The following is a 10,688-nucleotide window of genomic DNA, read 5'->3' as shown; positions in this document are numbered from 1 at the left end:
TAATTATTCTGTAATGTTTGAGCGCTGGTTGAAAGAGTTTGAGTGGGATGAAAACAGATGCAAATACAATATTGCTAAACATGGCCTTGATTTTCATTATGCTCAGTTAGTATTTTCTGACAAGCACCGGATTGAATCGATTGACAACAGAAAAAATTATGGAGAAAGAAGGCTGCAAACAATAGGCAGCACAGGCAAGCATATTTTGTTCATGGCTTACACAATGCGCGGAAAAGCTACTAGAATAATTTCTGCGCGCCTAGCCAATGAAAAAGAAAGGAATAGGTATTATGACAATAATTAGATTAAACGCCTGGAAAGCCAAAAAAGGCCTAACCAAAGAGATGCTGGCAATGGCGGATCGAGCTGCCGAGCGCGAGCCAGCCAGTGATGATCCGGATGCGCCTTTTTTGACGGATAAGGAACTGGTCAGGATGCGGCCGGTCGCCCGCCGCGGCCGGTCGCCCAAGGCGGTTCGCAAGCAGGACACGCATATTTTGTTTGATCCTCATGTGCTGACGCATCTCCGCGCTTCCGGCCGCGGTTGGCAGACCAGAGTCAACAATTGGGTCAGTGAAGGTGTTAGAAAAGGTGTGTTGTAAGACACAAAATACCCTGCCGCTATTTTGCCATTTTCCGGCCAGCGCGCCGGGGCCTTGTGGTCAGCGTTGTCAGTACAGAAATCGCCAAATCTTTTTCCGGCAGCCGCTGTAATTTTTCTACAATTTTTTTATTCTGATTCAGAAAATAAACACAGATGTCGGTATCCAGTAAATATTTCATAATTGCACATTGGAGTTAACCGCTCTGCTCTGGCGAATATCATTTATTACAGTATCCGCACTGCGATTATCTTCCCATGAGCCGTATAAATTAAAAAAATCAGCCAATTTAGTTTGCTTGTTTTTCTGTTTTAGCAATGAGCTCAAAAAAACAATCAATGCCCGCGTATTATTTGCTTGTACCGTAGGCTCGTCAAATAATATTTGTCCGTCTTTGTATATTCCATAAGCTGCCGTTTGCATGATGTTATCCTCCAGAATCCCAGAACATTTATATTATATCACACGACTATCGTTTCAGCGGCAGTATTGGCCAAGCTGTTAGCGCTTTATATTTGATCGATCAAAACGCGGAAATATTTAAATTATAGGCGTAAGCGCTCTCAGCACCTGCTCAAAATATCCTGCCGATATTTTGACATTTTCTTGCCAGCTCGCCGGGGCCTTGTGGTCAGCGTTGTCAGTGATGTAGCGCAGAGCGCAGAACGGTTTTTTGAGCCGCTGGCAGATCTTCGCGGCGGCGGCGGACTCCATATCGACCAGCTGCCCGCCGTATTGCGCGGCCTTGGCTTCGGCCAATTCCTTGCTGTGAATAAATTGATCGCCACTCAAAGTCCGGCCGATCTTTAGCGGCAGATTTTCCCGCTGGCAAATTTCGCGTATTTTTTGCAGAGTTTTAGGGTTGGCGCAAGAGATCACCGCCGACTTCATGCCGGAAAAAGGCGTCACTCCCGGCTCCACACCGAGTGTCGTGGCCAGCATATCGTGCTCGACAAATTCCGCGCAGAGATACAGGTCGCCGATCTTCTCCTGCCCCAGACCGCCCGATGTGCCGAACATAATCACTTCGTCAACACGGTCAAATATTTGCCCCAGCGCAAATGCCGCGTTCGCTTTGCCAATACCGCAGACCTTGAGAATTATTTTCTTCGCCGCTGAGTAATACGCGCCGTCGCCCTCTTTTACCCAGCCGTAAGCGGCGCTGGCCAGGATGGCCGCCGCCTCGTCGCGCACCGCGATAATGACGCCCAGATCAGAAGAGCGCAAAATTGGGCGCCCCCAAAGCCTGTCTGTCGCTCAACTTGATATCCAGGATCACGCCAAAAGACGGCTCGGCGCCGCATTTACGGAAAAGCTCCAGCACACCGCGCATTGTGCCGCCGCTGGCGAACACATCATCGACGATCAGGACTTTCGCGCCGCGCAAATCGTTATCTTCCTGAACCTGCAAGCTGTCCTTGCCGTACTCGAGTTGATAGGTCACGGTATGCACCTTGCCGGGCAGTTTGCCTTTTTTACGCACGGGCAGGAAAGCACAGCCCAGCTCGTAAGCCAGCGCCGCGGCCAGAATAAATCCCCTGGCTTCGATACCGGCTATATAGTCAAAAATCCCCAGAGTCTGCGCTTTTTGGCTGAATTCCCGCACCAAACCCTTGAACAGCTCCGGTTGTTTGTAAATCGGGTTCAGATCGCGGAAAAGCACGCCTTTGACCGGAAAATCGGGATAATTAACAATGGCCTGATCGAGTTTGGACAGCATCTCTAAAATTATAATATTTTCCGCCGGACTGCACAAGAAAAAAAATGAAACGATTATAGAGAAGTTACGATATATTAATAGAATAAAGCGAGTGCAAGTCTTTGACTGTTTATGTTAGAATGGTAAGAAAGGATCGTGGAATATGTTAATGTTACTCAAGCAAGTGTCCTTAGTTGAACGTGTCGCTTCAAGCAATACCCGCAATGGATTCCATAGCGAATTGGCTGCTGAAAGAGAGCAATTTTTCGCCGAACTCAAACACAAACATGGAGTTGAAAGTTTCATTCCTGATTTAGAGCAAACCCTGTTGGATTTACATAGGCTGCGGGGTAGACCTGACACCGCGGCCGCAAGAGAGGAACGGAGCAGGCTTTTGCGGAGCGGTGAAGACGCTTTTACCTGGGCAGCGGACAATAAATCGGTGCATGTCAACACGATTGTGGATTCTTTTCGCGTCTTTTACCTGGAAGCAATAACAGACGAGACCAGCGAGACAGGGCACATTATATTAGGGAGAATTGCTTTTAATATTCAATTCCGTTTAATAATGGATTACAGTTCTTTATCCGAGGAAAATAAAAAATTCAACAATACCGTGCTGGCTCAGTTAGCCGGTGAGTACACCGAATTTTTACAATTATTGACCGTCCCGTCGGAAGCCAAAGAATGGGCAAGGATGCAGCGTTTCTTAAATAACAATGTTTCCAGCGACACTATAAATAAATATATAACCAGAATAATTGAGCTCTCCGCAGAAATCACTGATTTCATCCGCGAGAAAAATATTCAAGAAGAAAAAGAAATAAAACTTTTGGAAAGACGCCGCGAAGAATTGGCGGGCTTCAAACTGCCGCCGGCTTTGCGTCGGGCTATCACTGATCTGCTGGGGCTAAATCCTGAAGACCTCGATCCGGCTGTCGCCAGAAAAGCGGCGGAAGTGGCGGCGTTAGAAGCTGGTTAATTCGCCGGATACTCTTGTCTGCCGGCATAATTCGTTGCATAATGAATCCTCTTAAAAATTCTTACGGAGGCCAAAATGTCCGGGCACAATAAATGGAGCAAGATCAAATACACCAAAGGCAAAGCTGACGCGGTCAGAGGCAAGGCGTTCTCCAAAGCGGCGATGGACATCATCACCGCGGTCAAAGAAGGCGGCAATGCCGACCCCGCGCTGAATTCCCGCCTGCGCATGGCGATCGAGCAGGCCAAAAAAGTCAACATGCCCAATGACAATATCAAGCGCGCGATCGAGCGCGGCGCCGGCAAAGAAGGCGGCATCGAGAACGTCACTTACGAAGGCTACGCGCCGGGCGGCATAGCCCTGCTGATCGAATGTCAGACCGACAACCGCAACCGCACGGCTTCACTGGTACGCTCCACGCTGGAAAAAAACGGCGGCAATCTGGGCACACCGGGCTCGGTCAGTTTTATGTTTCACAAAAAAGGTCTGCTGGAATTTGACGCGGCAAAAGTAACGGAAGACAAACTCATGGAAGTTTTGCTCGACGCCGGCGCGGAAGATATCAAAGATTACGGCGATGGCGCGCTTGAAGTGACCTGCGAGCCGGCGGATTTTGACCAATGCGTCAAAGCCGCGGAAGCCGCCGGTCTGGCCATCGACAACGCGGAGATCACGCTCATTGCCGACAACACCATTGCGGTAAGCGAGGAAAATACCGCCGGTAAAATTCTCAATCTCGTGGAAAAAATCGAGGAAGTGGACGACGTGCAAAAAGTCAGCCACAACGCGGATGTTCCCGACGAGATACTGAGCAAGCTAGCCGAAGCACAGTAGCCAATTTTAATGAAAATCAGAGCAGATTTGCACACACACAGTATTGGCAGCGGGCACGCTTACTCTACCATAGACGAAATGGCTTTGGCCGCCAGACAGCGCGGCTTAAAAATCCTGGCGATCACCGATCACGCGCCGCAGATGCCGGGCGGAGCGCATGAGTATTTTTTTTACAATCTGCGCGCTTTGCCGGAATATCTGCACGGCGTGCGGATCCTGCGCGGCGCGGAAGTCAATATCATTGCCAAAAACGGCGCGCTGGATCTGGAGCCGGAAATGCTGGCCTCGCTCGATGTGGTGGTGGCGTCCGCGCACGCTGTGACCACGCCGGAAGATTTGAGCAGAAAACAAAATACCGAAATGTACCTGCGGGTCATTGCCAATCAGCATGTGGATATTCTCGGCCATATTGAAAATCCGATCTTTAAGCTGGACTACGAAACCGTCATCGCCGCCGCGCAGGAATACGGCAAGCTGGTGGAAATTAACACCGCCTCTTTTGGCCTCGCGCGGCACGGCTCGTACAACAACTGTCTGGAAATTATGCGCATCTTGCGAGAACACAATATGCCGGTGGTCATCAATTCTGACGCGCATGTCGCCGCGCGGGTCGGTGAAGTATCTAAAGCCATGTCAGTCGCTCTGGCACAGGGCATCAAGCCGGAAAATATTTTGAATTTGAACGCTCAAAAAACAGCGGAGTGGCTGAAAGTAAAACTTTAATCAACTTGTTAAATAATCCACATAGCATTTTAGTTGTTTCCTTTCCAAGCGACGCATATAGTTGGTCATATATTCATAGTCAGGCTCGCCGGATTTGGCAACTGGTAGTAATATTTTGCTCCTTTTTAATCTGGTCAAAGTTGCCCCATTACCACCCCAACTAAATTTTGTCATTAACCGTTTCAATAACAGAATTACAAACATCGCAGCATATCGATTTAGATATTTGTTAGAAACCACTTGAATATTCTGGCCTGTGTAAAACGCTATCGGTTGATAAAAAGCAGTTTGTGTATCCAGCCCAACAGAAATCACATTCCCATTATCAAAACTATATTTTTCCTGTTTTCCAATAAAGCCATCATAACCATTATCCTTATCCGTTCTAGTAATGTATGGTATTTTCCCGCTCTTTCCGTTCAATTTACTTTTATCAATACTGCTACTCGTTGCCTTGATTTCAAAAATATAAGATAAAACAAATTCTTTCCACTTTGGCGGTCTATCTATTTTTTCTAGGGGGGGGGGGGGGGCAACTGTTAAGTATCGCTTATACTCACCAATTAAAACTTTCTTTTTTTGTTTCATATAGTCTTCCATAAATTGCCAATCAGGTTGATCATTTTTATCAATTGGCAATAAGATTTTTTTACTTGGTAAATCAGTACTAGATAATTGATCACCGTAAGAAAAACCAGCAACAGTCTTATGTAACGCTGTAACTAAAAAATGTGCAGTATATTTAGTTAAATATTTTCCTTTTATTTTTACAGCATGAATTTTCATATCAAGGCTTGCTAAATACGGTTGATAAAAAACTCCGCCAAGAAATGATATTGATATAAAATTTGATAATTGGCGGAAATTTTTATGGCTAGATGTAGCGAAAGTTCCAACAACTCCATTGTTTGTTTCGCTTGCGGTAATTCTCGGGATTTTTCCACTACGCAATTCTTTTTTAGGCAATAATGATCCGGTATAGACTTCGAAAATATCACCGATCCTGAATTCTTTCCATTTACAATCCATTAGTTGCTTGCTCATCATGCGTTCTCTAGCCCAAACAAATATCCTCTGCCATGTATAATCATATTAAACTCAAAAGTTAAATAGTCCGCCATCGTTTTCTCAAAATCCGCGTCGCCGGGAATCTCGTCATTGAAATAATAAAAAGAGTGCAACCATTCGTCGTCCGCGTCAACTTTTGTTTTGACCATAAACCTGGTTTCCGCATCGGTGTTGTGATTCCAACAAGCCAGCAGGCGGGCTCTCTTTTCTTTGGCACGTTCTGTTTTCATCAGCCCGATATGTTTATTGACCACAAAACCGTCGTCTCCAAAATCTATAAACTTAGCTTCATATTCGGCAGGATGCGGCTGATGACAAATGAATACTGCGATACAGGGATTTGTGCCAACACGATAAAAAGTGTTTTTATTTAAGGTAATCACACCTTTCAATGTATGCTGCTTTAGTATCTCACGTTTAATTGCTTTATCCTCATTGCGTTTGCCAACCATGGTAGATTGCGGGATAATTACTACTACACGCGCGCCATCAGCCATGCTATCCAACAAATGTTGAACAAAATTTATCTCGGAGAGATGCGCAGTGTCTTTATTTTTGGCCTGCGAATACGGCGGGTTCATAAAACCGACCGTAAATTTTTTCTTGCGTAAATCCACACTGTTTTGCTCAAGAAAATTATCGCAGAGCAAATTACTTTTTCCATCGCCGCGTAAAATCATATTGGTAGTGGCCATCGAGAACATATCCGGGCGCAACTCAAAGCCATATATTTGATTCTTCTTAATCTTATCTCTCTGTTTGGCAGTTGTGGCTTTGTTGAGCATATGATGCAAACCAGCAATTAAAAACCCACCCGTGCCACAACAAGGATCAAACAAAATATCCGTCGGTTTAATTTCCGCTAGGTCACAAAATAATTCCGTGATATGAGGCGGAGTTAAAATTACGCCCAGATTTTGACCATCGCCGCCGCTGTAACTCATAAATTCGCCATAAAACTGCCCCAGCACATCTTCCGGAGAATTGTTTTTGGCATATTCAATAACATACTTGCTTACGTATTCAGTAAAGTAACGTAAAGGCGTTTTGCCAAGTGCAGAGTTTTTTTGGTTTAAGGCAGTATGATTCTTAACAATATTAAATTGGTCTAAAACTTTATCAAGTTTTACCTGCGGCTCCACTTTGACTCGCTTCATATGCGAACTCACCGCGTCAAAAACTTTTTGTCCGTCTGTTTTTACTGTATCACCATTTAAAGTGTCGATAAGTTTTTGCCGATCTTCGGGCTCGTTCAAAGCCAGCAATATAGCGGACACAACCAGCGGCTTTTCAGCTACCCCCAGCGAGGCATAATTCCGCATATCTTTATGCAATTGTTCAGCACGGCTAAGAATATCTTTTAACTCGGTAAACTCTTGTGATTCTTCCTCCAAAACTTGTTCATGATAATAACGCTCGATATTTTCCGTCGTAAAGTTTTGGAAATTATCCACTTCTTTCAATATCTTATAATCTTTTTTATCTCCTACAAAAATTGGGCGCAATATATGATGCTTCTTATCACCAGAACAACCAAAGGCAAAAACTTGTTTGTAACTGGTATTTTTGACAATATGCAAAGCGTAATGCAGAGCGCCATTTTCGGCATAATTTTTAACCGCGTCTTTCTCTATAGCCAAAGTTAGGCCGTCATCATTTTCATATCTGGCCTGTTTAGATATATCCGCTTTGTTTTCGATAACCAAAACAAAACTGTCTACTACTGCAGTAAATTCCGGGAAACCGTTCTTGCCCGTACCTGATTTGGAAGCTTGTTTTAACGCGTTTTGAATTTCTTTGATATTGCTGCCGTTAGGAGTAAATTTAATGCCTGCCTCTTTTAGCAGGCCGCCGATAAAAAAATCCGTGATGCGTTCATTCATTATTAAATATTTTACCTGCAAACCGGTAAAATGTCAGCGTGCTAATCTTCAGCACAAAATCAAAGGCGCGGAAAATAGGAATCTCAAATCAATTTTTGTAAGTCATGTTATAATTATATCATAAATGCTAAACTGACTTCCTATGGCTACCGAAGACCTCTACATCAAAGGCGCGCGCGTTCACAATCTGCAAAATATCGAGGTGACTATACCGCGCAATACGCTGACCGTGATCACCGGCGTGTCCGGCTCGGGCAAATCCTCGTTGGCTTTTGACACGATTTACGCCGAGGGGCAGCGCCGCTATGTGGAATCTCTGTCAGCTTACGCGCGACTGTTTTTAGACCAGATGGAAAAACCCGATGTGGATTTTATTGACGGCCTGTCACCCGCGATTTCCATCGACCAAAAAAGCCGTTCCAAAAATCCGCGCTCCACAGTCGGCACGGTCACGGAGATTTACGATTATTTCCGTCTGCTGTTCGCGCACATCGGCATCCCGCACTGCCCTCAATGCGGCAAGCCTGTACACAAACAGTCCGCGCAGGAAATCGCTGACCGCATCGCCGCCAAACCGCAGGGCGCGAAGATCAGCATTCTGGCGCCGCTGATACGCGGCCGCAAAGGTGAATACACCAAACTTTTTGAGGATCTGCGCAAAAAAGGTTATCTGCGTGTGCGGGTCAACGGCATTATTTATCAGCTCGACGAAAAAATCCCGCTCAACAAAAATCAAAAGCATACTATTGAAGCGGTCATTGACCGGCTGGCCGTCAGTCCGGAAAATTACAAACGCATTTTTGAATCCGTCGAAACCGCGCTCAAAGACGGCGATCATCTGGTGGAAGTCCTGACCCTCGCCGAGGACAAAACGGAAGCTCTGGAGCTGTTTTCGGAATTATTCACCTGCACAGATTGCGATGTTTCCATACCGGAAATTCTGCCGCGCACTTTTTCTTTTAACAATCCTTACGGCGCGTGCCCTGAATGTAAAGGTCTGGGCTCCACTTATATTTTTGCGCCGGAAAAAATCATCAACCCCGAATTATCTCTGGCGGAAGGCGCGCTGCTGCCGTGGGCTTCGCAGATGCGCGGCTTTATGGGGCAAATGGTGCAGTCGCTGGCGCGCAAGTACAAATTCACGCTGGACACGCCGTTTAAAAAACTGCCTAAAAATGTCCAGCAGGTTCTGCTTTACGGCACGGATGAACGCATCGATTTTCATCTGCACGCCAAACATGATGAGGGCAAATACTACGACTGGTCGGGTAAATTTGAAGGCGTGGTGCGCAATCTGGAGCGGCTCTATCATCAAACCGAATCAGAATGGCGCAAAGAAGATCTGGAAAAATATATGACGGTCAAACCCTGCGCGGCCTGCGGCGGTAAAAAATTAAATCCCGTTGCGCTGTCCGTAAAGATCCGCGAAAAAAATATCAGCGAATTAATGACCCTGTCCGTCAAAAATCTGCGCGGCTGGCTGAATGAACTGCGCTTAAACAAAACCGAGGAAACTATCGCGCGGCAGGTCTTAAAAGAAATTAACGCGCGCTTGAAATTTTTGGCCGATGTGGGACTGGATTATCTGGCTCTGGAGCGGACTTCCGCCACGCTGTCCGGCGGCGAAGCCCAGCGCATCAGGCTGGCCACACAGATCGGCTCCGGCCTGGTCGGCGTGCTGTATGTGCTGGATGAGCCGTCGATCGGCCTGCACCAAAAAGACAATGCCAAACTGCTGGCCAGCCTGAAACATTTGCGCGATCTCGGCAATACTTTGATCGTGGTTGAGCATGACGATGAAACCATGCTGGCCGCCGATCATTTGATCGATATGGGGCCGGGCGCTGGCAAGCTCGGCGGCCGCGTCGTCGCGGAAGGCGCGCCGCAGGAAGTGCTAAAAAATCCTGATTCTCTGACCGGCGCTTTTTTGTCCGGCCGGAAAAAAATTGCTATACCGCAGCAGCGGCGCGCCGGTCACAAACAGAAAATCACTCTGGCCAATGTCGCTGAACACAATCTAAAAAAATTGACCGTCAATTTTCCGCTGGGCAAATTTATCTGTGTGACCGGCGTGTCCGGCTCCGGCAAATCCTCGCTGATCACCGATACCCTGTATCCGATCCTGATGCATAAACTGTACGGCAGCTCTCTGCCGCCGATCAAGTACAGCGGCATCAAAGGCGTGGAAAACATCGACAATATTATTGTCATCGACCAGGACCCGATCGGCCGCACGCCGCGCTCCAATCCCGCTACTTACACCGGAGTCTTCACGCCGATCCGCGAATTATTTGCGCTGACCGCCGAAGCCAAACAGCGCGGCTATCAGGCCGGCCGCTTTTCCTTTAATGTGCGCGGCGGACGCTGCGAAGCCTGCGAAGGCGACGGCATTAAGAAGATCGAGATGCATTTCCTGCCGGACGTTTACGTGCCCTGTGAAATCTGCCAGGGCAAGCGTTACAACAAAGAAACGCTGGAAGTGCGCTACAAAGGCCACAATATCAGCGATGTGCTCAACATGACCATTGATGAAGCCTACGCGATCTTTCAAAACATTCCGCAGATCGAGCGTAAATTGAAAACCTTACAGGACGTCGGCTTAAATTACATTCAGCTCGGGCAGGCGGCCACCACGTTGTCCGGCGGCGAAGCCCAGCGCATCAAGCTGGCCGCCGAATTGTCCAAACGCTCCACCGGCAAAACTCTGTACATTCTGGATGAGCCGACCACCGGACTGCATTTTGCTGATGTGCACAAACTGATCGAAATGCTCAATCGTTTGGTCAACAGCGGCAACACGATCATTGTCGTGGAGCACAATCTCGACGTGATAAAATCCGCAGACCATATTATCGATCTCGGGCCGGACGGCGGCGAAGCCGGCGGCGAGATAATCG

11 protein-coding genes are annotated in these 10,688 nt (G+C 47.1%); 6 read left to right on the top strand and 5 right to left on the bottom strand.

From position 1 onward, the window contains the following. On the top strand, positions 1 to 304 hold a 304-nt coding region (locus tag LBJ25_06160; GenBank protein MDR1453538.1), incomplete at its 5' end, for a BrnT family toxin. After that, on the top strand, positions 291 to 602 hold the full coding sequence (locus tag LBJ25_06155; GenBank protein ID MDR1453537.1) for a BrnA antitoxin family protein: 312 nt from the start codon (positions 291 to 293) through the stop codon (positions 600 to 602). The genes LBJ25_06160 and LBJ25_06155, both read left to right, overlap by 14 nt. A gap of 177 nt (positions 603 to 779) precedes the next feature. Here LBJ25_06155 and LBJ25_06150 read toward each other — a convergent pair whose 3' ends face one another. The 3 genes from LBJ25_06150 to LBJ25_06140 all read right to left on the bottom strand — a co-directional run bounded on the left by LBJ25_06150 (position 780) and on the right by LBJ25_06140 (position 2,322). Next, on the bottom strand, positions 780 to 1,025 hold the full coding sequence (locus LBJ25_06150; protein MDR1453536.1) for a hypothetical protein: 246 nt from the start codon (positions 1,023 to 1,025) through the stop codon (positions 780 to 782). A 117-nt stretch (positions 1,026 to 1,142) separates the two neighbouring features. Next, positions 1,143 to 1,829, bottom strand: coding sequence for a 5'-methylthioadenosine/S-adenosylhomocysteine nucleosidase (locus LBJ25_06145; GenBank protein ID MDR1453535.1), 687 nt, complete (start codon positions 1,827 to 1,829; stop codon positions 1,143 to 1,145). After that, a complete protein-coding gene (locus tag LBJ25_06140) occupies positions 1,816 to 2,322 on the bottom strand; it encodes an adenine phosphoribosyltransferase (GenBank protein ID MDR1453534.1) in 507 nt (168 codons plus the stop codon). Before LBJ25_06140 ends, LBJ25_06145 begins: the two co-directional genes overlap by 14 nt. A gap of 373 nt (positions 2,323 to 2,695) precedes the next feature. Here LBJ25_06140 and LBJ25_06135 point away from each other — a divergent pair, with 373 nt between their 5' ends. The 3 genes from LBJ25_06135 to LBJ25_06125 all read left to right on the top strand — a co-directional run bounded on the left by LBJ25_06135 (position 2,696) and on the right by LBJ25_06125 (position 4,840). Continuing rightward, positions 2,696 to 3,283 carry a hypothetical protein gene (locus tag LBJ25_06135; protein MDR1453533.1) on the top strand — a complete coding sequence of 196 codons (588 nt, stop codon included), beginning with the start codon at positions 2,696 to 2,698 and terminating at the stop codon, positions 3,281 to 3,283. 75 nt (positions 3,284 to 3,358) lie between these two features. Continuing rightward, the gene (locus LBJ25_06130) at positions 3,359 to 4,117 is read left to right on the top strand and encodes a YebC/PmpR family DNA-binding transcriptional regulator (protein ID MDR1453532.1); all 759 of its coding nucleotides are present in this window, start codon (positions 3,359 to 3,361) and stop codon (positions 4,115 to 4,117) included. A 9-nt stretch (positions 4,118 to 4,126) separates the two neighbouring features. Continuing rightward, positions 4,127 to 4,840 (top strand): phosphatase, encoded by a 714-nt coding sequence (locus tag LBJ25_06125; GenBank protein MDR1453531.1) that lies wholly within the window; start codon positions 4,127 to 4,129, stop codon positions 4,838 to 4,840. Here the strand turns inward: LBJ25_06125 and LBJ25_06120 are convergent, their stop codons facing one another. Together LBJ25_06120 and LBJ25_06115 are read right to left on the bottom strand one after the other, a co-directional pair. After that, the gene (locus LBJ25_06120) at positions 4,841 to 5,887 is read right to left on the bottom strand and encodes a restriction endonuclease subunit S (GenBank protein MDR1453530.1); all 1,047 of its coding nucleotides are present in this window, start codon (positions 5,885 to 5,887) and stop codon (positions 4,841 to 4,843) included. Next, the gene (locus LBJ25_06115; GenBank protein ID MDR1453529.1) at positions 5,884 to 7,791 is read right to left on the bottom strand and encodes an SAM-dependent methyltransferase; all 1,908 of its coding nucleotides are present in this window, start codon (positions 7,789 to 7,791) and stop codon (positions 5,884 to 5,886) included. Before LBJ25_06115 ends, LBJ25_06120 begins: the two co-directional genes overlap by 4 nt. A 142-nt stretch (positions 7,792 to 7,933) precedes the next feature. Between LBJ25_06115 and uvrA the strand changes: the two genes are divergently transcribed. Then, positions 7,934 to 10,688, top strand: a 2,755-nt coding sequence (gene uvrA, locus LBJ25_06110; GenBank protein MDR1453528.1) for an excinuclease ABC subunit UvrA, incomplete at its 3' end; no start/stop codon positions are given.

The sequence above is a fragment of the Candidatus Margulisiibacteriota bacterium genome, assembly GCA_031268855.1.
Taxonomy (GTDB): domain Bacteria; phylum Margulisbacteria; class Termititenacia; order Termititenacales; family Termititenacaceae; genus Termititenax.
The sequence above is the reverse complement of the archived record's forward strand: the minus strand, read 5'-3'. Positions and strand labels throughout refer to the sequence as shown.

What these genes read in the sequence shown, in the direction of transcription:
- LBJ25_06130 (MDR1453532.1), top strand. Translation starts at nt 3,359, where the DNA reads ATGTCCGGGCACAATAAATGGAGCAAGATCAAATACACCAAAGGCAAA.
- LBJ25_06155 (MDR1453537.1), top strand. Translation starts at nt 291, where the DNA reads ATGACAATAATTAGATTAAACGCCTGGAAAGCCAAAAAAGGCCTAACC.
- LBJ25_06150 (MDR1453536.1), bottom strand. Translation starts at nt 1,025, where the DNA reads ATGCAAACGGCAGCTTATGGAATATACAAAGACGGACAAATATTATTT.
- LBJ25_06125 (MDR1453531.1), top strand. Translation starts at nt 4,127, where the DNA reads ATGAAAATCAGAGCAGATTTGCACACACACAGTATTGGCAGCGGGCAC.
- LBJ25_06120 (MDR1453530.1), bottom strand. Translation starts at nt 5,887, where the DNA reads ATGATGAGCAAGCAACTAATGGATTGTAAATGGAAAGAATTCAGGATC.
- LBJ25_06115 (MDR1453529.1), bottom strand. Translation starts at nt 7,791, where the DNA reads ATGAATGAACGCATCACGGATTTTTTTATCGGCGGCCTGCTAAAAGAG.
- LBJ25_06140 (MDR1453534.1), bottom strand. Translation starts at nt 2,322, where the DNA reads ATGCTGTCCAAACTCGATCAGGCCATTGTTAATTATCCCGATTTTCCG.